This window comes from Sphingomonas sp. KC8, assembly GCF_002151445.1.
Lineage (GTDB): Bacteria > Pseudomonadota > Alphaproteobacteria > Sphingomonadales > Sphingomonadaceae > Sphingomonas_E.
The window spans coordinates 1218545-1242512 of the sequence record NZ_CP016306.1; the positions used below are offsets into that span (position 1 = coordinate 1218545).

Genomic DNA, 23968 nt, shown 5'->3' on the forward strand with positions numbered 1-23968 from the left:
TACATTCAGGTGGCGAACAGGACAATGTCGAGCCGCTTCATCGGGCAGTGATCGACATTGGGATGGCCTCACCGGTCCGTTGTTGTTTCCTTTTTGTTCCGTTACCATTGCACCTTTGTCATAATCCTGGGAATCGGCCGATGGGCTCGTTGCAATCCGTGCTTGAAGAGCAGTTGGCGAGCATGCCGCGGATCATCGCGACCGAGCTGGTGCGCGACAAGCTCAAGGCGGCCGGGCATGCCGAGAATGAGAAACTGGTCGACCAGATCGTCGACCAGCTGCTTGGCGCCGGCTCTGACGACGATGATGGCAACGACGGGGATGTTCTCGAATTCGAGTCCGACGAGGAGATCGTGCTCGAATTTACCGACGCCGACACGGCCCGCGCGCAGGACTATGTCGACAAGATCAGCGAGACGATACCGGATTTGATCCACACCGTCGCCGAGACGGCGGCGGTCAAGATGCTGCGTCGATACGAACGCGACTGGGCAGCTTGGCGCGACGCTGCGGACATCCAGATGGATCAGTTCCGTTTCAACCTGCAGGCGCGATGGGGAAAGGGCTTCGATTCCCTTCGGATGCTTATCGAGCTGTCGCGCGACATCGGCACGGACTTTCACCGTCGCGCCAGCCGCTCCCGATCGCGCCGTCGTGCCCATCTCAACAAGGCGTTGTCGCATCTGCATGTCCGCGCGATCCAGATCGCGTCCGAGATCATGGTTCTGATGGAAAATGGCTATGCCGACGGCGCCATGGCGCGGTGGCGCACGCTGCACGAGGTCGCCTGCGTGGCGATGGTGCTGGGCGATGGCGGCGAAGCCCTTGCTGAGCGCTATCTCACGCATGAGATCGTCGAAGCGAAAAAGGGGCTCGGTCAATATCAGCAGTGCCATCTCAAGCTGGGCTATGCCCCATTCTCGAAGCGTTCGGCGGCACGGATCGAGCAGGACTATGCCGACGCGATCAGCCGCTACGGCAAGGACTTTGGCGGCGACTATGGCTGGGTTGCCGCGCATCTGGGGAATCCCAGGCCCAATTTCAGCAATATCGAGGATGCCGCCGGGCGGGCGATGATGCGCTCGCACTATAAGATGGCGAGCCACAATGTGCATGCGAGCACCAAGGGTATCGCCTATCGGCTCGGTTCGCTCGACCGCCACTATGCCGTCATTGCGGGGGCCAGCAATGTCGGGTTTGTCGAGCCTAGCCAGAATCTTGCCTTAAGCCTAATGCATATCACCATGGTGTTGATGCCAACCTCATGGACACTCGACAAGATCGCGCAGTTGATGGCGCTCAACAAACTCCATGATCGTATTCCGCGTGCGCTCGCGCAATCGGAGCGCGCGATCGCGCGTGACGAGAAACGGATCCGGGCAGCAGCGGTTGTCCGCCGCGTAAAGCGCGCACGCGCCAGAAGCTGATCGGCACTTCGGCAGCGGGGAACGGCTCGCTCGCGCTTCGGAGCAGATGAAGAGGGAGGATTTTCGTGCCCACGCCGCAGGAAGCCACGCTGGATTGCCCGGACTATGCGATGGTCGCCATGGTTCAGGGCACCCGGGGGGAGCCGGGCGTAACGCTCGGCACGAAGGGGCGCTGCCGCTTTTGTGGCGAGGCCGATCCCCGCGGGTTTCGCAACGTCGCGCATACGCTGTCCGAGGCGTTCGGCAACAAATGGTTGACCTCGTTCGACTAATGTGACGCCTGCAACGCGCGCTTCGGGGCGTTCGACGACGCGCTGGTCAAGAGCATGGGTGCGATCCTGACGGTTGGCGGCACGCAGGGCGAGGGGAACAAGGTGCGCCAGACCGGCCGCACCGACGGCCCGGCATCGATCCGCCACCGGATCGTCGACGGCCAGCGATCGATTTCAATGCGCGCGAACGGAACACCGTTTTCCGATCATGTGGCGATGAACCTGACGACCGGCGAGCTGGTCTTTCGCATCCCCGGCGGAACCGAGCGCTTCATTCCGTCCAAGGCCTATAAGGCGTTGGTCAAGATGGCGGCGGCGCTGCTTCCAGAAGACGCGTTGCTGAACGTCACGAGGATCATTGGCTGGCTCGGGTCCGCCGACGACGCTCTGCTGCCGCACATGATCGTCGGCATTTCCTTTGCGATCATCGGCAACTCGCCGCCCCTGCTTGCGGCCGCGCTGCGGCGGCGGACGTCAGAGAACCGCGACACGCCCTATATGTTGTTCGTCACCACCATGGGCTCGGTTTGCCTTCAGATCGTGCTCAAGGCCGACACGCTCGATGGCGACTGGCCGTCACGCCTTCGCACCCGCCCCAACATCCGCTGGACGAACATGCTGGCACCGCTGGGCGAGGAGCCGTTTGCGCTGGCCTATGACGATCCCGTCCATCTGGACTGGGGCAGTGCGGAACTGGAGCCGCCCGTGATCGAGGCGATCGTCACGGGCGTTCATCCGCAGACAGGTCAGGGGCGAATGTCCGTAGTCATTCGCAAGCGCGCGCTCGCGGCGCCACAAACATGAAATGACCGGCCAGGCCGCGCGTTTCGCCGGAAAAACATCGAGGCTGGCGCCGTGTCCGCTCGCCATTTGTCATCGCCGCGTGCAAGAAGATCGTTTCCCTACGCAGCGAACCGACGATGTCCGAGTCCTCCACGATCTTTTACCGATTTCGTTCCACCGAGGCGTTGCTTGGCAAGTATGACGAACTCGCGAGACGCGAGATTTATTTTGCGTCGCCTGACGAGCTCAATGATCCGCTCGAGGGCTACGCCGATGTGCTGTGGCATGGCGATGCCATCCTTTGGACGAGCCTGCTCCGGCATTATCTCCTCTGTCCGTCGTCGAAACATTTGGCACAGATCGCGGCGTAAAATAGCGGAGTGCGGGCCTCGTCTGGGGTTTGATGTTAGGCGGCGAGCTTGCGGTGCTGCAAGCGTCGATATTCGATCGTCTGTCGCTTGATCCTTTCGCGTTGTTTGAGGATGGCCGCAGCCCTGCCGAAGTAGGCGTCGACGGGTGTCACGTTGGCCAGGCTCTCATGGTAACGTCGGTGGTTGTAGTGTTCGACGAAGGCCTCGATCTGGGCCTCGAGGTCGCCGGGCAGGAAGTAGTTTTCCAGCAGGATGCGGTTCTTCAAGGTCTGGTGCCAGCGCTCGATCTTGCCCTGGGTCTGCGGATGGCATGGGGCACCACGCACATGGCTCATCTTGTTGGCCTGGATGTACTCGGCCAGTTCACCGGCGATATAGCTGGGGCCGTTGTCGCTGAGCAGCCGCGGCTTGTGCAGCACCGTGGCATGATCGCAGCCGGAAGCCGCTAGGGCGAGGTCGAGCGTGTCGATGACGTCCTCGGCGCGCATGTTGGTGCACAGCTTCCAGGCAATGATGTAGCGCGAGAAGTCGTCGAGCACGGTCGAGAGGTACATCCAGCCCCACCCGATGATCTTGAAGTAGGTGAAGTCTGTCTGCCACATCTCGTTTGGCCGGGTGGTCTTCGTGTGGAACTGGTCGGCGGCCTTGATCACGGTGTAGGCCGGACTGGTGATCAGGTCGTGCGCTTTCAAGAGGCGGTAAACCGTGGCTTCCGACACAAAGTAACGCTTCTCGTCGGTGAAGCGCACCGCCAGTTCGCGAGGGGAAAGCTCGGTTGCATCAAGCGCCATCTCGACGATCTGCGCGCGGATATCCTCGGTGATGCGGTTCCACACCCGGCTCGGCGCCGAGGGGCGATCCTCCAGCGCCTCCGGCCCGCCCTCGAGATAGCGGTCGTACCAGCGGTAGAACGTCCGGCGGGGAATGCCGAGTTTGTCCAGCGTGCGCTTGGCCGGCAGGTGCGACTGCTCGACGATCCGGATGATCTCCAGCTTCTCGGATGCGGGATAGCTCATTCGTCGTCGCCCCCATCCGCAATCATGCTTTTTTTCAGAAGACGGTTCTCGAGCGTCAGGTCGGCCACGCATTCCTTCAGGGCACGGGCTTCGCGGCGCAGGTCCTGAACCTCGCCCGTCGTTGCACTGCGGGCGGTGTCACCGGCAAGACGGCGCTTGCCGGCTTCCATGAACTCCTTCGACCAGGTGTAGTAGAGGCTCTGGGCAATGCCTTCGAGCCGGCACAGCTCGGCGATGCTGTCCTCGCCGCGCAGTCCGTCAAGCACGATGCGGATCTTGTCTTCGGCTGAGAAATGCCGCCGCGTCTGTCGGCGAATGTCTTTCACCACGGCTTCGGCAGAGGCCTTCGTCGGCGATTTTCGCAAGGAGGGTTTGGGCTTCATCTGCGTTCCTTCGTCACTACGACGAAGCCCAAACCCTCCTTAAATCTCAACCCCTAATCTGTGCCATGGGTGCTGACGCCGGACAATACGGTCCGCTATCTTGGAATCGACGTGGAGGACGCTCTTGCCCTCGCCGAGAATACGGAGATCTGAACCCGATGGCGCCCGTTTCCGGTGAAGAGCCCGACACGGGCGCTTGGGACAAATCTGCCATCCGCAGCGGCCTCGCCGAACGGCGGGTTCAGCCGAGAGCTGCCATTCGCGAATGTCCCTGAAAGCATGCTCAAACGGGACAAAGCATGCTACGCCCTCCACTTTACTGGGATACGAAGGTAGGTGACGCCGTTCGCTTCGGCCTCACCAAAATGACCCGCGCGAATGTTGACCTGGATCGAAGGCAGCAGGAGCTTGGGCACGGATAGCCTGGCGTCACGCTGCTCGCGCATGGCAACGAAATCATCCTCGCTCACGCCATCATGGACGTGGACGCTCGACCGTCGCTGCTCGCCCACCGTCGTCTCCCAGCGATAATCGACGCGGCCCGGTGCCTTGTAGTCGTGGCACAAGAACAGCCGAGTCCCGTCCGGTAACGCCAGCAGGCGGTGGATCGAGCGATACAGCGTGCGCGCGTCACCACCGGGGAAGTCAGCGCGGGCAGTGCCATAGTCGGGCATGAATAGCGTGTCTCCGACGAACACAGCGTCGCCCATCAGATAGGCGACATCGGCCGGCGTGTGGCCGGGGACATGTAGCACCTCGACTTCCAGCTCGCCGATCGCAAATCGATCCCCATCATCAAACAGGCGGTCGAAATCCGATCCGTCCGTCTTGAGGTCGTCCATCGCGAACACGGGGCGGAAGATCTTCTGCACGTCGCGGATATGCGCGCCTATTCCGATCCAAGCGCCGGTATGCGCCTTGATGAAGGGGGCGGCCGAAAGGTGATCGGCATGGGCGTGCGTTTCCAGCACCATCGCGATCCGCCAGTCCTGCTCGAGGGCGAAGGCGACGATGCGCTCGGCCGAGCGCGTATCAGCGACACCGCTTGCCATGTCGAAGTCGAGCACCGGGTCGATCACCGCCGCTGTCCGCGTCGCGGGATCGCCGACGAGATAGCTGATCGTGTTCGTCGGCTCGTCGAAGAATGCCTCGATGAAGGGCTGGGTCATAATTTCCTCCGTTAGCTCTTGCTAATATATTAGAGAATGCTACATAAGCAATACCTAATGGAGTGGGACGATGCTTAAAATGCCGATGGACCTGGCGACATTCGAGGCGAAGGCCGGACAGGTTGCCGACACGCTTAAGGCGATCGGCAATGCCCGCCGGCTGATGCTACTGTGCAAGCTGGTCGAACATGGCGAGGTGACGGTCGGCGATCTGGCCCGCGATGTGGGGCTGTCGCAGTCGGCCTGCTCACAGCACCTCGCGAAGATGCGCGACGAAGGTCTCGTCACCTACCGGCGGGAGAGCCAGACGCTCTGGTACGCCATTGCTGATGCGCATGTCGAAACGCTGCTCGCCACCCTCTACCAGCTCTACTGCAAGGATTGATGCGATGACGCTTGCGCCCCTTTCCCCCGCCGACACTCGCGCCGCGATCGATGCCGGTGCTCGCCTGATCGACATTCGCGGGGCCGATGAACATGCGCGTGAGCGCATCCCCGGAGCGGTGAACGTGCCGCTCGACCGGATCGGCGATCTGCCGTGTGACGGCCACCCAATCATCTTCCACTGCAAATCGGGGATGCGCACCGCTGCCAATGTGGCGCAGCTTGGCGCAGCAGCGGGTGGCGTGCCCGCCTATATCCTTGAAGGCGGCATTGAGGCGTGGCGGCAGGTCGGACAGCCGGTCGTCGCCGATCGATCTCAACCGCTTGAAATCATGCGGCAGGTGCAGATTACAGCCGGGGCGCTGGTGCTGACCGGCGTGCTGCTCGGCATGTTCGTTGCCCCCGGTTTCTTCGGGCTGTCGGCGTTCGTGGGGGCGGGGCTGATGTTCGCCGGCGTGACGGGGTGGTGCGGTATGGCCAATCTGCTGCGTGTCATGCCCTGGAACCGACGCGCGGCGGCCTGAGGCAATCATGGACGCCGCTACCATCCTTGCCACCCTTGTATCGGGCGGCGTCATCGGCTTGATCCTGGGCCTTGTCGGCGGGGGTGGGTCGATCCTCGCCCTGCCGCTCCTGATCTATGTTGTCGGGGTTGGATCGCCGCACGCCGCGATCGGGACGGCCGCTGTCGCCGTCACGGTCAACGCGCTCGGCAGCCTGATCGGCCATGCACGTGCGGGCCGCGTGAAGTGGCGGTGTGCCAGCGTTTTCGCGTTGTCAGGCATGATCGGTGCGGCGCTGGGGGCGGAGCTGGGTAAGGCGTTCGACGCCAAGCGGCTGCTAGTCCTGTTCGGGCTGCTGATGATCGGTGTCGGTCTGTCGATGTTGCGCAAGCGTCACACGGCGGAAGTGCCGGACGTGCGGCTGACCCGCGAAAGCGCGACGACGCTGCTGCCGCGTCTGGTGCCCATCGGACTGGGCGTCGGACTTGCTGCCGGCTTCTTTGGGATCGGGGGCGGGTTCCTGATTGTGCCGGGGCTGATCCTTGCAACCGCCATGCCGCTGCCCTTCGCTATCGGGACGTCGTTGGTCGTCGTCAGTGTGCTCGGGCTGACCACTGCCACCTCCTATGCCGTATCGGGGCTGGTTGATTGGCGATTGACCGCGCTGCTGGTCATGGGCGGCATCGTCGGGACGATCGGTGGCATCGCGCTGGGCAAGGTTCTTGGCACCCGGAAGGGGCTTCTCGAACGCGGATTTGCCGCGGTGGTGATCGCGATTGGTGCTTACATCATTGCGTCGACGATCTAAGCTCTCCCTTCCCACAATCGAACGTGATGCGGGGCAGCTGGTGACTGCATGCGCAGGCACCGCGGTGAAATGGCGATCTGATATGGAGAAACGAGACGACCGCGCATGCTCCATGCGGGCGGTCTCAGGAGCGGGGTTGATCGATTGAACGGCAATGTCTGCGGAGGTCATTGTCCGCAGGTTTAGTGGCGCCCGGCCGGCGGTTTATGTCAAAACCGGACATGCGGGCCAACACATGTGAACGGCAATACCTGGTCGGGAGCTGCCGTCCTCGATCGAATACGGCATCGAGGCGGCAGCCGCCGACATTTCAGACACAGAGGGCTCGAAATTGGTATTCTGAAAGCGGACCGTCCGTTCCCGCCTTAGCCTGGGTCTGCAATCGCCGGCTACGGGACGGGAGCGAGCATCCGCACGGGCAGACGCCACCCCGTTGCCCGGGCCGCGTCTTCGGCAGCGGCATCGAACGGTTCGCCCGCGATGACGCCGTCGATATAAGCCAGCAAGGCGGCACTGCCGGAAGCCGCAGTGCGGTACGGACCGTCCTGTTGCTTGTCTGGCGCGAACAACGCACGCACGATCCAGCGATCCTGCTCGTGACAGGCGACGCCCGAAGCCGCGGGAGCAGCGAAGCTACGACAAATGGCGCCGCTGGCGTCCCGAAACGTGAGGTGCACCTGCACCGGTCCCTGGGGTTTTCCGGCGCTGGCGAGTTGGCGGTCAAGCGCACTGGCGATCGGCGCCGCAGCGATCATTCGTCCATCGCGTTCGATTGCCGGTCCGTTGGGCTGCGCGTTCATCAGATAGCCCCCGACGAGCCCGGCGACGAGTGCGGCCGCGATGGCAGCCCACCCGCCCAACTCTTTCGGCACGCGTTGCGCCTTGGCCGTGCGGGCGGCGGCCATGTCAATTACCGTCGCGCCGCGCGGGGCGGTAGCGTGAGCAAGTGCCGCGGGAAGCTCTTCGGAGGTGATCGGGTCGAACGCCCGTTGCAGCCGCTCGCGCAGTGCACGTTGCGCCGACAGCTTTTCTCTAAGCGCCGGATCAATGGCGAGCGCTTCTTCTACCCGCGCAGCCTCGGCCGCCGGCAATTCGCCATCGAGATAGGCAAACAGAGTTTCGTCGTTGATCATCGCCTTATCCTTCGCCGATCAGTGCCAGCAATGCGTTGCGCCCGCGCACCAGCCGGCTCGACAATGTTCCCACTGGAATATCCAGCACCGCAGCTGCCTCGCGATAGCCAAGCCCTTCGATCAGCACGAGTGCGATCACCTCGCGCTGTTCGTCGGGCAATCGGGTCATCGCCCGCATGATCGCGGCAAGATCGAGCTTCGCTTCGAGGCCGGGACGCGGATCCTCGCCCACCTGTTCGCCCGCTTCGGCCGGCAGCATCACTTTCGCCTGTCGTCCACGCGCACGCGCCGTATCGATCCACACGTTGCGCGTGATGCGGTAAAGCCAGGAATCGAGCCGCGCCCCTGGCTGCCACTGGCTGCGCGCCCGCAACGCCCGCTCGACCGCGATCTGGGCGAGGTCGTCGGCGTCCGCAGCATTCCCCGACAGGCCATGCGCGAAACGGCGCAGGCGCGGCAGCAGCGCGATTAGCCCGTCCTCGAACCCCTCCAAGGCAATTCCTTTCGTCCATGTGGATGAAACGATCGTCGACCATCGTTTAATCCAGCGAGCGAATGAAATAAAAGGACCGACGATGCGACAGCACATGATGGGATCGATGATCGCGCTGACAGCGTTGCTGGGCGGATCCGTGCAGGCGCAGCTGCTGCCCGGTCCGATCGGGGCGTTGCCCGGCCAGGTGACGGGCGCACTGCTGCCATCGCTGGCTCAAGGCGGCCCTGCCACTGTCGGTAGCATGGTTGATACGCTGGGGCTTGATCGGGTGGGCGAAGGGCTCGATCGGGCAAGCTTGCGCGATCTTCGGCGTGCGCGGTTGCATGCCCTGATCGGCGCAAACCGAGCCACACTTGAGGCGGACGAGAACGGTAGCCCCGTCCGCCGTGGCGAGGTGATCGTGCTCGATCCGTCGCCCGCACTTCTGACGAAAGTACAGACCGTCGGCTTCACCGTGCTGCGACAGGATCGCATCGTCGGGCTGGATATCGCCGTCGTTATCCTTCGCGCGCCCAAAGGCGACAACGGACGCGAAGCGCTCGTGCGGTTGCGCAAGCTCGATCCGGCGGGTCAGTTCGAACTCAACCACATCTTCGAACCGGCCGGCAGCGCGTTGATGGCGACGACGGCCGCGCTTGCGGCAGGTAGCAGCGGCAAAGGACATGCGATCGGCATGATCGACGGTGGGGTTGCCGCACATCCGTCGCTAGCAGCCGCGCGGATTGAGCAGCGCGGCTTTGTGCCCGGCGCACCGCGCGCAAGTGGCCACGGCACCGCGATCGCCTCCTTGCTCGTCGGCAATGACGGCCGATTCCAGGGTGCGGCGCGTGACCATGCACTGCTCGCCGCCGACGTTTATGGCGGCGAGCCGGCTTCAGGCTCGGCCGAGGCCATTGCACGCGCCATCGGCTGGCTTGCGACAAATGGCGTGCGCGTCGCCAACATCAGCCTGGTCGGTCCGCCGAACCGCCTGATCGAGCGCGCAGTGCAGGTGGCGCAGTCACGCGGAATGACGATCGTAGCCGCAGTCGGCAACGATGGCCCAGCCGCCCCTCCGCAATATCCCGCATCCTACCATGGTGTGATTGCGGTGACCGGGGTTGATGCGCGCGATCGCGCCTTGCTTGAGGCTGGACGGGCCGCGCATCTCGACCTTGCAGCGCCCGGCGCTGATATGGCGGCCGCCCTTCCAGGCATGGGCTATGCGGTGGTGCGCGGCACGTCCTTTGCCTCCCCGCTCGTTGCCGCCCGCTTTGCCGTCGCCAGCGGCGATTCCGCCGCCCGCCTCGCCACCGTAACAAGCGAGGCGCAGCCCGGCCGCGGCAACATTGGTCGTGGCATTGTCTGCAAACCCTGCCGCATCGCGCCGGCTACGGTCGGTGCAAAAAAATGATCGGGCCTGGGATGAACCACATGTCCGCCGTCGTTCTCCTTTCGACGGGCATGTGCATGCCCGGCCACGCAGGAGAATGATCATGAAGCGCATCAGTTTTGCCGCAGGCATCGCCATTGCCCTCACCGCCCTTCCGGCCCACGCACAGTTGCTCGGCGGGGGCGCTGGATTGGTCGGCAATGTCGGCGGCAGCGTCAGCGGCGCACTCGGCGGTGCTGGTTCGCTCGGCGGATCGCTGGGCTCGGTCGGCTCCGTCACGCAAAGTGTAACCGGCTCGGTTGCCGGAACGGGCACCGCCAATGCCAGCAAGTCGATCGATACCCGCTCCGGTTCCGCCGGCGCCAATGCAGGATTGGCCGGCACGCTGGCCGGTACGGTGAGCAGCGCGACATCGGCCGGCGGGCCGGCGGGATCGCTCGTCAACGGTAACGGCGCGATCGGCACGAGCCAGTCGATCGACCGCAGCGCCGGTGTCGCAGTACAGGGGGCCGGAACCGATGCAGCAAGCAGCCTCGCCGGTCAGGCGACTGCCGCTGCGACGACAACCGCACAAGGCGCCGCCAACGGTGCCCGCACAGCTAATATCGCGGCCAGCGGCAACGGGTCAGGTTCGGGCACCGGATCAATTTTGGCCCAGAAAAATATGGCTGGCGACGCGCCGCACAACTGAGGTTTCGCTGGTAGTCGCTCGCTACCATTGAACGCCCCGCCGTCCGATCGGGCGGCGGGGTTTTTCCTGTCCGGCGTGGGGTTTTCCGACAACGGCCCAGTGGCATGCGTCGCCGCCTTGAACGATCGGAGTTCCAGCCGACGGGGTGTACTCGCGCGCTGTGGGCGGAATCGATGAATTTGCGCATTGCCCGGCGTCCTTGCTTGGCCGGCCCCAGCGGCTTGGCATAGATACGACGGACGGGGTTTTCGGTAATCGACATCGTCTTGTAAGTTTTTTTAAAGATTGAAGCGTTCCGGCGCGAATGGCTGCTTCCTGGACAGTGATCGCGATAGTGGCTCTTCCATGAAGCCGTCAGCACCCGCCGACATGTCGGCCGTTTAACGCGCATGTTCCGCCACATGTAAGCAGCCATCCATTCATCGAGGTTTGAGTGACTGCTTGGTCAGAGGAGGCGGACACTTTGTTGGAATCATGTCAACTCAGCTGTCGCATGCATCGGAGCCCATTCAGAACCGCATACGCACCCCGGCATTGGCTTTGAGCGTGTAGCCGGCCCCGAAATCGGCGACTGACGTGTTTCCCGAAACCTCACCATAGAGCGTGATGCGGTCATTCCAGCTATAGCTACCGCCCAGTCCGAGTTCGACCGCCAGCCTGTCGTCGCGATGCGCGATCGGCGTTGCAGACACACGAGTTTGCGTTCGATCCAGCCACTCATAGGCGAGGTTGACGACGCCATAAATATGGCTGCGCCGCTGGCCTGCACTCTTATCCCAGCTCGCCTGATGATCGATCGAAAGACCCCAGCGCGTGGCAAGGCTGGCGCCCTTCTCGCTTGCGATGTCCGCCTGAACCGGATCGACGAAAGGATCGAAACCGACATGGGCATAGCGCACCTGGATTTGGGGAGTAAGCATCAGCCCGACGCCGACCGTCGAACGCTTGCCTAACTCCAGGCCGAATGCCTGCCCCTTCCCATCATTGCTGTCGGCGAGCCGACCGAGCACCCCCGATTTCAGATCGCTGTCGAACCAACTCAGCTGCGCCTGACCATCAATGTAAAAGCCCCTCGGCCCATACCAAGTGAGCGTCGCGCCCAGGCCATAACCGGTCGTGTCAATCGTTCCGCTGCCGAAGAACGAGGAGGCATGCCCCTTGGCCTCACCATAATGCGCGGTCAGACCGGCAACGAGGGTCGCTCCATCGCGGCGTTCGATGAGCGCCGTATCAACGCCCATCTGCATCTTCCAGCTATTGATATCGAGATCGGTCGCAGTGGTCGAAAACGCGGCTTCGGGCCGGTGACGCGCGCTGTCGATCCGGCCCCAGACCCCCTGTCCCGCGATGGTCGCATCGGCCCAGCTGCGATTGCCGACACGCTGCTGGAGCGTGGGCAGTTCGTTGAGCGCCTGCAAAGTCTGGGTATAGCCCTCATAGACGGGCACGCCGGGCTGGTAGAGCGGCGGCTCAGGTTCGCCCGGCCCCGCATCCAGCAGTGCCGAACGGAGGTACCAGTCACCGTCGGCGGGATCGGTGATGCCATTCTTGTAGAGGCGATAGCCATAAGCCCCGATGACGACCGCCTGGTCGCCCTCGAACAAATAGTCGCCCTGAAGGTGGAAGCGGCCGTTGGACGCCCCCAGAACATCGACGATCTTGATACCGTTGACGGTCTGCGCGCCCGCACCGCCCCGGTTCGCAACCGTGACCATGGTGCTGCCCGACGTCGCGCCGGTCACCACCAGCCGATCCGCCGACGAGCCATCGCCGCCCAGCGCCGCATCGATCTCCAGTCTCCCGCCATCGCCGACATAGTCACCGTTGATGGTAAGCGTCCCAATGGCGCTGCCGCCGGGCGCGATGATGCCGCCAGCGCGATGCGTTGTTGTGCCGATCGTGCCGACACCTTCAAGCGCCGCGCCGTTCAGCACTTCCAGCGTACCGCCCAGCACGCCATTCACGCGCAGGCGCCCGTTCTCGATGCGTGCGGCGCCGACATAGGCCGCGTTGTTGCCGGCCAGTTCCAGGATCCCCGCGCCCGATTTCGTGAACGTCCCCGCGCCCGACAACGCGCCGTTCAGCTGGAACGTCGTATCGCCATCGACCAGCAGATTGCCCGTGCCGGTGAAGCGGACGGCGCGATCGCTGGCCATGTCAGCCGTCGTCCGCAACGTGCCGCCATCGAAGGCGACAGCCCCGGCCGCGGCGCCAAGGTTTGCATCCCTCGCGATCTGGAGCGTGCCCCCGTTGATCGCCGTGCCGCCCGCATGACTGTTGTCCGCTGTGAGCACGAGGGTTCCCGCATCGGTCTTAACCAGTTCCGCAGCACCGGTCAGTTCGGATGCGATCGTCGCGGTTATGCCGCTGCCTGCAGCCGTTCCGTCGCCGACGCGGATCACCGCCTGCTGGCCCGCAAGGACGATGGCGTCACCCTCGACGCGATATCCGTTGGTCGCGAACTGCATGCCCGACGCGCCTACCGCACCCTGGCCGTCATCGACCACTACCGTGCCCGCGCTTCCTGCGAAGATGGCAAAGGCATCGTCAGTAAAGGCCGCATTGATAGCGCCATCGGCACCAGTCCAGTTGTGGTTGCCGCTGCGGCTTTGCCAGACGCCATTGCCGCCATTGATGACGCCATCGAACTGTGGTCCGCCCGCACCATCCCAATAGTTGAGCGTCAGGCCGGACTGGTTGACGAGATTGACCTGCCCCGAGACCGCGGTCTGAACGAACACCTGGGCCCCTGCCGGCATGGCACCAAGGCCCAGGCCATTATCGGTGAGGCTGCCACCATAGTTGATGAGGCGATAGACGCCGACATCGAAGCTGCCGCCCGTCGGCACCGCTACATTGAGCATACCATCCAGCACCAGATCGCCGCCGACATTGACGAGATCGTTGAGTGCGCCGCCCACCACATCGGCCGCGCCGAACTCGAAATTGAGCGCCGCGCCGCCCGCGAGTGAAAGGCCGCCGTTGATCGTCAACGTGCCCGCCCCGTTCACGCCGGCCGCCAACGCGCCGCCGTTCGCTATCGTCACATCGCCGCCGATCGTGCCCGCCCCGCCAAGCGTGCCGCCGAGCGCGACGTTGACCGCGCCGCCGAGGCTGCCAGCGCCGCTCTGGTCGCCTACGAGCAGCGTGCCGCCCGAAACGGTCGTGGTTCCGGCGAAAGCGGAGCCGTCGCCGCTCAGCAGCGTCGTACCGGCAAGATGCTGGATTGTGTGCGTACCCGCACCCTGACTGTCGAGCCCTGCCGAGAACAGATAACCGGTATCGCTGTGGTTGAAGACCAGTGCGCCGTCGCCATCGCCGAAAGTCAGCATGGGGGTGTTCAGGATACCCGCCGCCGTCGGGCCTTGTCCGGCCGCCGCCCCGATATTGATGACGGCCTGGCTACCCGCAACCGCCCCGATCCGGGAGATATCGCTCAATACTTCCGCGCCATTCGCGATGGTCAGCTGTCCGTCGCCCGAATTGCCGACGAACATTGCTCGCGCCGTAATAGTGGACCCCGCCCCGGAGGCGATTACGGAACCATCGGACCCGGCGTCTTGCCCGATGCCGAAAGAGCCGAGCAAGTTGACCACTTTGGCACCCGCATCGACAGTCAGAGTGCCCTCTCCGCCGACACCCACCCGAAGATTGTCGGAACTCGTCCAGGTCGAGCCTGCTCCCGAAACGGTCACGGTCCCGGCGCTGCCCGCATTGAGCCCGACGATCCCGTTGGCGTTCGAAACCGTGGCTCCGTTCTCGATAGTCAAGAGGCCGGTGCCGCTGTAGCCGACATAGATATGGTTGGCGTTGGTCCAGCTTGATCCCGGTCCGGAGACGACAACTTCGCCCGTCTGGCCGGCCGCGTTGCCGATGTAGCCTCTGAAATTTGAAACGCTGCCGCCATCGGTGATCGACAACCGCCCGCCATCAACTGTGGCATCCCCGGCGAAACCGCTGCTGCCGCGCAGGACAAGCGCGCCCGTGCCAGTCTTTACAAGGCTGCCGGCGCCCGAGAATGCACCGTTCATCGTCAGCGTCGTGCCGGCGTCGGTGAGGAACCCGCCCGTTCCGACGAGATTGACAGCACGACTCGACGCGATGTCAGCGGTCGTGTTGAGCGTACCGCCGTCGAAGCTCAGTCCGCCCGCCACGTCGCCCAGATTGGCATCCGCCGAGATTCGGAGCGTGCCGCGGTTGATCGCGGTGCCACCGGCATAGCTGTTGACGCCGCTCAGCACCAACGTGCCGAGATCGGCCTTCACCAGCTGCGAAGCGCCGGCGATCGCGCTGTAGATCGTCGAGGTATAGCCCACCCCGGCGGCGGTGCCGTCGCCGACGCGGATCACCGATTGCACGCCGGACAGGACGATGGCATCGCCGTCGACGACGAAGCCGTCGCTCGCGAACTGCATTCCCGCGGCCGTGACGACGCCAAGAGACCCATCCACGGTGACGGTGCCCGGAAGGCCGGAGAAAACCGCGAACGCCCCGTCAGTGAAGGGTGCATTGGCGGAGCCGTCATACTCGGTCCAATTGTCGTTGCCGCCGCTGGCCTGCCACAGGCCATCGCCGCCCGTAATCATTCCGTCATTCTTGGCCCCGGCCGCGCCGTCCCAGAATCGCATGGTAAGTCCGGTCGTGTTGACCAGATTGACCTGGTTCGCGACGGAGGTCTGCACGAAATAGCGGGGGTCGACCGCCAGCCCGTTGTCGGTCAGCGTCCCCGCATAATTGATGACGCGATAGACTCCCGGATCGAAGCTGCCACCCGGACTCACCGCCACGTTGAGCGTGCCGTCAAGCGTCAGATTGCCACCGACATTGATCAGGTCGTTATACGCGCCGCCGACGACATTGGCCTGCCCGAAATTATAATCGAGGTTAGTAACGAAGTTGGTCAGCAGATCGTCATTGATCGTCAGCGTTCCGGGTGCCGCGCCGAGGTCGCCGGGCGCGATCCGCCCGAAACCGTCCACGCTGCCCCCGATCACACCGCGGCCGCCCAATGCGCCGCCCGCCATGACGTTGACCCTGCCCGTCGCCGCCGACTGGTCGCCGTTGAAGATGATCATGCCGCCATTGATGTGCGTCTGGCCCGAATAGGCATTGTCGGCCGTCAGGATCGTCGTGCCTCGGCTGGAATAGACCTCGCCGGCGCCCGACATCCGCGTCGCGAAGACATAATCACTGTCGATGTGATTGAAATTGACCGCGTTGGAGGCGGCCGCGAAGGTGAGCTCCGCCGCGTCCAAAACACCCGCACGCTTGCCCACCGGAAGCGATTGGAAGTCGCCGATATAGAGTGTGGCGTTGCCGGGGCCCATCGCAAGCGTTCCGCTGCCGACCCGCACCACGCCCCCGTCGCCGATGGTAATCGACCCGCGGTCGCCGTTCGTGCTGCTGTTGGTGATGGCGAGCCCGCCGATGGTTTCAAAGCGCGATCCCGCGCCGGTCACGATCAGATCGGCGGATGGATTGTTGATCCCGACGCCGCTGTTGAATCCGATGACCGACGATCCGGCCGTGATGACGCCGCCGTCCGCGACGGTAATCGTCCCGCGACGGGCGTCGAACCGGTCCGCGACCGCCCAGTTCGACCCTGCCCCCGTGACGGTGACCAAACCCTGGCTCATCGTTGCCTGTCCGCCGACAAAGACGATCGGGCCATTCGATTCCATCCGGCCGCCGTCGGTGACATTCAAGGTCGCGGTGCCGAACCGGCCCAGATATGAGCTCCCGCTGTGCGACAATTGCGAACCCGCGCCCGTGACGGTGACGGTGCCCGTGGTGTTAACGCCGTTCGCGACGTCAAACTGCCCGAATGAGGCCGCGCCGCCGTCGCGGACGATCAAAGTTGCCCCACTGCTTCCTGACTGGCCGATGATGGACTGGCCCGGGCCTGCGGCAAGTCGCGATCCGACGCCATCGACAATCATCTCGCCGCCGCCATTGACGGTCACGACCGACGTGCCGTTGATATGACCACCGGCCTGAATCAACAGCGACCCGCCAAGTATCGAGGTCGCGCCGGCATAGCTGCTGCTCCCCGTCAGGGTCACGCCGCCCGCAGCTTGCTTGATCAGCGTCCCTGCGCCCGAAATGGCGCCGGCAAAGCCGAAATTGTCGCTGCGGTTGAACGTCAGCACACCGTCGTTGACGATATCGCCGACAATGCTGCCGGTCGTGCCACCATTGCCAAGCTGCAGCGTGCCCCCGGCCGCGATGGTCGTGCCGCCGCTATGCACCGCATCACCGGTGAGCACCAACGTACCGCCGCCACTTTTGGCCAGGGTCCCCCCGCCTGCAATGGCGCCGGACAGCGTCAGGGTTGTGAAGGCGTCCGTCTGCAGGGTTCCAATCCCCGTCAGCGTGACAGCCCGATCACTGGTCATGGTCGTCGTCGTGTTGAGCGTGCCGCCGTTAAGGCTCAGCCCACCTGCGACCGCGCCCAGATTGCCGTCGGCCGAAATGCGCAGCGTTCCGCCTTCGACCCGCGTGCCGCCGGTGTAGTCGTTCAAGCCGGCCAGAATGAGCGTGCCGCCGTCGGTCTTGACCAGTTGCGTCGCGCCGGTGAGGTTCGCGCTGATCCTCGCGGTATAGCCGGCGCCTGGGGCGGTGCCGTCGCCGACGCGAATGATCGACTCAGGACCAACCAGCGTCAGCGGTGCGCCGTTGATCAGATAGCCGTCCGTCGCGAATTGCATTCCCGTCGCGGTGACCGCGCCACCGCTGTTGTCGACCATGACCGTGCCGGGCGCGCCCGCGAAGATCGCATAGGTGCTGTCAGCATAAGCCGCGTTGATGGCGCCGTCCGCGCCCGTCCAGTTGTTGTCAGCGCCACCGAGATGCCAGCTCCCGTTGCCGCCGTTGACCAGATCGTCGAATTTGGGCCCGATTCCGCCGTCCCAGAAGCTCAGTGCCAGGCCGTCGCTATTGACCAGATTGACCTGACCCGCGACCGAGGTCTGGACGATGACATTGCTCCCGGCCGGCATCGATCCCAGCGTCAGGCCGTTGTCGATGAGCGTGCCGCCGTAGTTGAACACGCGGTAGATGCCGCCGCCGAAATAGCCGCCGCTCGAACCGGTGACGTTGATCGTGCCATCGAGCGTCAGGTTAGCGCCGACATTGACGAGATCGTTGAGCGCGCCGCCCACGATCCCTGCCTCGCCGAATTCGAAGTTCAGGACCGAGCCGCTCGCGAGCGACAGGCCGCCATTGATATTAAGCGTGCCGGGGCTGTTGCCCGGCGCAAGGATGCCCCCGTTCAGCACATTGACGCTGCCGCCGATCGTGCCGCTGCCGCCCAATGTCGCGCCCGAAGCCACGGTGACGAGGCCCGTCGCTGCCGACTGATCGCCATTGATCCTCAGCGTACCGGCGTTCACATTGGTCGCACCGGCATAGCTGTTGTTGCCGCTCAGCGTCAGGATGCCCGCGCCCGACTTGGTGAGGCCGCCCGCCCCCGACATCACCCCGCCCAGCGCGAATGTCGTGCCGAGGTCGGTCAGGATCGTGCCCGAGCCAGCGAGGCTGCTGTTCCGGGCGCTGGCAAAAGATGCGGTCGTGCGCAGCGTGCCGCCCGAGAAGGAGAGCCCGCCCGTTGCCGCGCCGAGATTGGCGTCGGCCGAAACCTGCAATGTGCCGCCAAGGATCGACGTGCCGCCTGCGTAGCCGTTGATGCCGCTCAGCACCGTGGTGCCGCTGCCGATTTGCTGCACCGCGCCGGTGCCCGAGATCGTCCCGGAAAAATTGACGAGGTCCGAGCGGTTGAACGCCAGCACGCCATTGTCGACGACGTCGCCGACGATGCTTCCCGTCGTGCCGCCGTTGCCGAGCTGGAGCGTGCCCGCGTCGATCGTCGTGCCGCCGGTGTAGCTGCTGTTGCCCGTGAGGACGGTCGTGCCCGTTCCGGCCTGCCTTAGCGAACCCGTGCCGACAATCTGCCCGCCATAGGTAAGCAGATCGCTGCGGTTGAAGCCAAGCGTGCCGAAATTGTTGACGATCGTGCTCGCGACAGAACCCGTCGTCGCGCCATTGCCGATGAACAGCGTCCCGCCGTTGATGTTGGTCGACCCGGTATAGCTGTGGTTGCCCGTCAGCACCCAGGTGCCGCTGTCGTTCTTGGCGAGCGTCGTGACTCCGGTTCCGGCGTTGCCGATAGAGCCCGCGAGCGTGTTGTTGCCGCTATTGGTCCCGCCAAGCGCGATCGTGCGCGCCTGATTGCTACCCGTCAGCGTCACCGGGCCTGTGTCGGTGAAGACGATCGCACCCGTGCCCGAGGATTCGATGAAGGTCACGCCCGCCGAAAGGGTGAACAGGCGGTTCGTCATATCGCCGCTGCCGGTATAGCGCAGCGTCGAACCATTGCCGATCACGAGGTTCGCGGCGGCGGCAGACGAGGCGCCGATGCTGCTCGCAATTCCCCCGTTCGCCAGCTTGTCGACCGCGAGCACGCCGCCATTGATCGTCGTTATGCCGGTATAGGTGCTGCCCGCGTTGGTCAGCACCCAGGTGCCCGCGTCGTTCTTGGTCAGCCGGGTAAGGCCAGTGCCGTTATTCGTGATCTGCGCGGCGAAAATGTTGTTGGCTGTGCTGGTCCCGCCAAGCGTCAGCGTCTGCGCCGTGTTCGCGCTGGCGAAGGTCAGCGGCCCGGCATGGGTGAAGGCGATTGCGCCGGTGCCCGATGCATCGAGCTTGCTCGTCGCCGATGCGCCGAGCGTGAACTGCCGGTTCGTGCTTCCGCCTGCGCCGACATATTGCAGCGTGCCGCCGCTCAGGACGAGATTGCCCGCCGCCGAGGAGGATGAGCCGATGGAACTGTTTGCGCCGCCATCGCCAAGGCAGGCCACAGCGAGCGTGCCCGCGTTGATGACGGTAGTGCCATCATAGCTGTTGGCGCAGCCCGACAGTTGCTGGATGCTGCCGCCATTCTTGATCAGGCCGCCGTTGCCGCTGATCACGCCGCCGAAATTGGCGGCGACGAGGCTGCCGCCCGTATTGATCGTGAGCGTCGCGCCATCGAGCGTGATATTGCCGCCCAGCGCGCCGCCGCCCGCGAGCGCAGCGACACTGTTGTTATATCCGTCGAGGTCGAACAGCACGCCGGCGGTATTGTCGAGCGACAGCCAGCCGCTGCCAAGCGCCGTAGTCGATCCGGCGCGTAACGTACCGTCGAGCACGCGCACATTGCCCGTCGAATTATTCGTACCCGACAGCAGCAGCGTCCCCGCGCCATCCTTGTTCAGCGCCGCGCCGCCCGCGACGGTTCCCGAAAACTCGAGTGTCGCCCCGGCGTCAAGGATGTTGATCGTGCTGTTGCCCGCCACCGTGAAACCGCGGTCGGTCGAAGCGCTGGCGCCGGTATAAGCGAGCGTACCGCCCGCGAGGACCAGGCTCGATGCAGCTGCCGACGAGGCGCCGATGGAACTTGCCTGCCCGCCATTGGCGATACAGTCGATCGCGAGCCCGCCGCTGATCGTCGTGACGCCGGTATAGTCGTTGTTGCAGCCAATGAACGTCTGGGTAGCACCGCCGGTCCGCGTATAGCCACCAGTTCCCGTAATACGGCCCGTGAAGACGCCACTGCCGCCGCCCGTCGTCAGCGTGCGTCCCCCGAGGTCGACCAGACCGGCACCGATAACGACCGCAACGCCGATGTCGAAACCGCCAAGATCCAGCGTCGCTCCGGCGTTGACGATCATGTTGCGACCGCCCGGCCCGAACGCCCGCGCAGACCCTGCGCGCAGGATGCCGGCGGTTACCGTCGTATCGCCAGTATAGGTGTTGGTGCCGCTGAGAATCAGCGTACCCGCGCCATCCTTGATGAACGTGCCTGTGCCCGTGGCGACGCCGCTGATAGTCAGCGTCGTCGCTGCCTGCTCGACGTCGATCCGGCCAAGCCCGTTCGCCAGCGTGAAGCCGCGGTCGGTCGCGACAGTGCCGCCGGTATAACGAAGCCGCCCGCCCGTCGTCAGGACGAGGTTTGCCGAGGTATTGTCGGCCGCGCCGATTCCGCTCGCGAAGCCGCCGTTGGTCAGCGTGTTCACCGCGAGCGTCCCGCGCGCGACGGTGGTCACGCCGACATAATCGTTCGCCGCATTGGCGAGCGTCAGCGTGCCCTCACCGGTCTTGGCAAAACCCGCATCGTCGGGGCTCGTCACCACGCCCGAGAAGACCAGATCGGTCCCCGCCGCGGTCACGTCGATCGTCCGCGACGGACCGCCATTGACCAATGTGAAGCCGCGGTCGCTGGCCGTCGTCCCGCCTGTATATTGCAGCGTCCCGCCCTCTAGGACGAGATTGGACGAAGCGGCCGACGAAGCACCGATGCCCGAAGCAACACCGCCGTTCGCGATGCTCGAGACCTGAAGGATGCCATCGGTCAGCGTCGTCGCGCCGCTGTAACTGTTCGCTCCCGACAGCACCACCCGGCCCGCACCGCCCTTCGCGAAGGCGGTTACGCCACCGCCGTCGACGATCGCCGATTCGATGGTGAAAATGCCGCCGCCATTGTGCTGCACGCCAAGCGTGCCGCCTGCGGGGCCGCTGGTGAACTGTCCGCCGGTGATCGTCTGATTCGCCGTGCCAACGCTCGGCGCGACGATGATCGTCCCGTCGACACCCAGCGTGTTGCCCGCGCCGACGATGATAGTCGATCCTGCCGCCGCAGAATAGCGCAGCCCCGCCAGATTGACGTTACCCCCAACGGTGCCGAAGAAGGGCGAGTTGGCGGCACCGGCGGTATCGCTTATGATTTCGCCGTTCGCCCAGCTGCCCGCATCATCCTTGTCGGTATAGTCGAGCGCGTCGAACGCGACGATGTTGCCGCCGACGACCTTGGCATAATCCGACCCGTTGATCGTCGCCCAGCCGCCGAGCACGCCGTCAAGATTGCTCGTGGTGATCGTGCCCGCGCCCGGCAACACGAAATTGACCAGCCCACCGGTGCGGTTGATTGCACCGAGGTTTAGGTTCACCGTGCCGCCCGCGCCGTTGACCGCCCGCAGCATATTGCTGCCCGCGCTGACAGTCAGGCCATTGAACGTCTGGCCGTTCGCCTCGCCCGCGGCGCCCAGCACTTCGAGCGCGCCACCCGACAGCACCAGATGAGATCCCGCTGCGATGATGTTCGCCGCCGGGCCACCCGCACCGGCGAAATCGAGTGCGAGCTTGCCGCCGGTGACCGTCGTAGCCCCGGTGTAGCCGTTCATTCCGGTCAGCGTCAGCGTACCGGCGCCGGCCTTGATCAGTCCGCCGCTGCCGGCAATGCTGCCGGCGAAATTCTGCGCGGTGGTTGCGGCGACGGTGAGAGTCGAACCACCGAGCGCGACCGTCCCGCCGCTGCCTGTCAGCGACGGCGCTACAAGATCGAAACCGCCAAGGTCGAGCGTACCGCCGTTGACGATGAAGCCCGTCTTCGCACCGAATGCGCCGGCGCTTCCGGCGCGGAGCGTGCCGTTCGCAACCGTGATTGTGCCGCGCTGGCTGTTTGTACCGCCCAGGACCCACGTTCCCGCGCTGTCGGCAACGATATTGCCGTTGCCCGACAGCGCACCCGAGAAGATATTGGTCCCCGCATAGCTGCCGCCGAGCGTCAGCGTATCGGGATTGGGATTGCTGGCATTGAAGGCGAGCGCGCCCGATAGGTTTAGTGCGCCGGTGCCATCGTTGCGGATCGCATTGGCACCGCCGTTGACGAGCCATTCGCGATTACTTGCGTCGCCCGTGCCGGTATAGCTGAGCGCCCCGTTGCCGAGGTTGATCGTCGTGCCCGCGCCGAGCGAACTCGCGCTGCCAATATCGGCAAGCTTTCCGATCCGGATTTCGCCCGCGAGATTCGCCTGCCCGGTGAAGACATTGGCATTGCCGAGGGTGATATTGCGCCCCGCAGAAGCATTGAAGCCGAACGCTCCGCCGCTCAGCACGCCCAGCAGGCGGAAGTCCGCGGTTTCGGCACTGAAAGACCCATTGACCGAAATGTCGACATCGCCGGTGATCTCGAGCGTGCCCGTCCCCTGATTGCGGATGATCGCGCCGTTGCCGTTGATGTCCCAGTTGCGGTTCGAGCTGTCGCCGTCGCCAAGGTAGATGATGCTGTCGCTGTATTGGCTCTGCTGGTTGAAGATGATCGTACCGTCAGCGACGGTCACCGGTGCGCCAAGCGAGCTCGCCTGACCAAGATTGCCGATCGAGGTGAAGCGCGTCGAACAGGTGCCGTTACACGCCTGAAATACGGTACGCCCGGTATAATCGCTGAGGTCGTTGCTCATCGTGATGCCGCTGGCGGCGAGCTGCACTGACCCGTTGCCCGTGATCCGCGCCGATCCCGATCCCGTTCCCTCAAGGATCAGGTTGCCGCCATTGCCGATCGTGACGGTCCGGCCGGTCGCAGCACCTGCGATCGACAGGCGGACAGTCGCGCCGGCTGCGGTGAGGATATTGTTGCCAGCAGCACCCAGAGCAGCGTCGCTGCCCGCGTAGAGGCTGCCCGCATTGAGATTGATGTCGCCCGTGAAGCTGTTGATGCCATTCAGCGCCAGCGCGCCGCCGCCCGTCTTGGTCAGGCCCGACGAACCCGCGATGATCGAGTTGATCGTGGCATTGCCAGCACCGCCGATAACCGGCGCGGCTCCGCCCAGCGTCAGCGTGCTGCCGGAGAGAATGTAGCCATGGGTGTTGAAGGTTAGATCATGGACCGTAACGGGTGCGGCGATCGTGACCGTACCGGCTGTTCCCCCGAAAATCGCGTTATCGAGCGCGGCGTTGATCCAAGGGTTGTTATACGGCCCGCTGACGCCATCGCCGTTGGGGCTCCAGTTGAGATTGGTCAGATTCCATGTGCCCGTCCCGCCACTGCTCACGCCCGTGCCGTTGGCATCCCAGTGACGGTCACCCGCCCATGCCGCCGACGGGACGCCCAACGCGAGCACAGCCGCAACCGAAGCGCCGCACAGCAAACCCCGCGACAAAGGGTTCGTGCGGCGCTTGTGTACGATGCGCTCGACGTTGTTGTTCATACTTCTCTCTTTCAGACACGCTGGATCCCGCCCCGATGCGGGCAGGCAAATGGCGGGGACTAATTTCCGATAGGAAGGCTTGTTGCGACGAAGCTGCTGAGCGGTAGGGATCGCCACGCCATGCGCGCGCAATCACAG

General features: G+C 64.4%; 14 protein-coding genes. 9 read left to right on the plus strand and 5 right to left on the minus strand.

Features of this window, described 5'->3' with window-relative positions:
- Positions 1–47: 47 nt before the first annotated feature.
- From KC8_RS05675 to KC8_RS19750, 4 genes are all read left to right on the plus strand, one after another.
- A complete protein-coding gene (locus tag KC8_RS05675) occupies positions 48–1427 on the plus strand; it encodes a DUF5677 domain-containing protein (protein ID WP_232455632.1) in 1380 nt (459 codons plus the stop codon).
- Between the two features lie 65 nt (positions 1428–1492).
- On the plus strand, positions 1493–1699 hold the full coding sequence (locus KC8_RS20240; protein WP_010128046.1) for a hypothetical protein: 207 nt from the start codon (positions 1493–1495) through the stop codon (positions 1697–1699).
- A gap of 102 nt (positions 1700–1801) precedes the next feature.
- Positions 1802–2503 carry a hypothetical protein gene (locus tag KC8_RS05680; protein WP_232455633.1) on the plus strand — a complete coding sequence of 234 codons (702 nt, stop codon included), beginning with the start codon at positions 1802–1804 and terminating at the stop codon, positions 2501–2503.
- A 116-nt stretch (positions 2504–2619) separates the two neighbouring features.
- A complete protein-coding gene (locus KC8_RS19750; RefSeq protein WP_157663900.1) occupies positions 2620–2853 on the plus strand; it encodes a hypothetical protein in 234 nt (77 codons plus the stop codon).
- A gap of 35 nt (positions 2854–2888) precedes the next feature.
- Here KC8_RS19750 and KC8_RS05690 read toward each other — a convergent pair.
- A protein-coding gene (locus KC8_RS05690; RefSeq protein ID WP_138956601.1) for an IS3 family transposase occupies positions 2889–4252 on the minus strand; the annotation gives its coding sequence in 2 pieces (ribosomal slippage) (positions 2889–3902 and positions 3905–4252; 1362 coding nt in all).
- A gap of 302 nt (positions 4253–4554) precedes the next feature.
- On the minus strand, positions 4555–5421 hold the full coding sequence (locus tag KC8_RS05700; RefSeq protein ID WP_010123203.1) for an MBL fold metallo-hydrolase: 867 nt from the start codon (positions 5419–5421) through the stop codon (positions 4555–4557).
- Between the two features lie 70 nt (positions 5422–5491).
- Here KC8_RS05700 and KC8_RS05705 point away from each other — a divergent pair, with 70 nt between their 5' ends.
- From KC8_RS05705 to KC8_RS05715, 3 genes are read left to right on the plus strand one after another with little or no spacing between them, the layout of a single operon-like run.
- A complete protein-coding gene (locus tag KC8_RS05705; RefSeq protein WP_029624224.1) occupies positions 5492–5806 on the plus strand; it encodes an ArsR/SmtB family transcription factor in 315 nt (104 codons plus the stop codon).
- Positions 5807–5810: 4 nt separating this feature from the next.
- Entirely contained in the window at positions 5811–6329 is a 519-nt protein-coding gene (locus KC8_RS05710) for a rhodanese family protein (protein ID WP_010123207.1), read from the plus strand.
- A 7-nt stretch (positions 6330–6336) separates the two neighbouring features.
- Entirely contained in the window at positions 6337–7116 is a 780-nt protein-coding gene (locus KC8_RS05715) for a sulfite exporter TauE/SafE family protein (protein ID WP_010123208.1), read from the plus strand.
- A 389-nt stretch (positions 7117–7505) separates the two neighbouring features.
- Here the strand turns inward: KC8_RS05715 and KC8_RS05720 are convergent, their stop codons facing one another.
- Positions 7506–8249, minus strand: coding sequence for a zf-HC2 domain-containing protein (locus KC8_RS05720; protein WP_010123209.1), 744 nt, complete (start codon positions 8247–8249; stop codon positions 7506–7508).
- 4 nt (positions 8250–8253) lie between these two features.
- Positions 8254–8742 (minus strand): RNA polymerase sigma factor, encoded by a 489-nt coding sequence (locus KC8_RS05725; protein ID WP_010123210.1) that lies wholly within the window; start codon positions 8740–8742, stop codon positions 8254–8256.
- Between the two features lie 82 nt (positions 8743–8824).
- On the opposite strand from KC8_RS05725, the gene KC8_RS05730 reads away from it, so the two are divergent.
- Together KC8_RS05730 and KC8_RS05735 are read left to right on the plus strand one after the other, a co-directional pair.
- On the plus strand, positions 8825–10138 hold the full coding sequence (locus KC8_RS05730) for a S8 family serine peptidase (RefSeq protein ID WP_232455634.1): 1314 nt from the start codon (positions 8825–8827) through the stop codon (positions 10136–10138).
- Between the two features lie 82 nt (positions 10139–10220).
- Positions 10221–10808: a hypothetical protein gene (locus KC8_RS05735; protein ID WP_010123212.1), complete on the plus strand. Its 588-nt coding sequence runs from the start codon at positions 10221–10223 to the stop codon at positions 10806–10808.
- 509 nt (positions 10809–11317) lie between these two features.
- Here KC8_RS05735 and KC8_RS19760 read toward each other — a convergent pair.
- Positions 11318–23947 carry an autotransporter-associated beta strand repeat-containing protein gene (locus tag KC8_RS19760; RefSeq protein ID WP_157663901.1) on the minus strand — a complete coding sequence of 4210 codons (12630 nt, stop codon included), beginning with the start codon at positions 23945–23947 and terminating at the stop codon, positions 11318–11320.
- Positions 23948–23968: the final 21 nt, after the last annotated feature.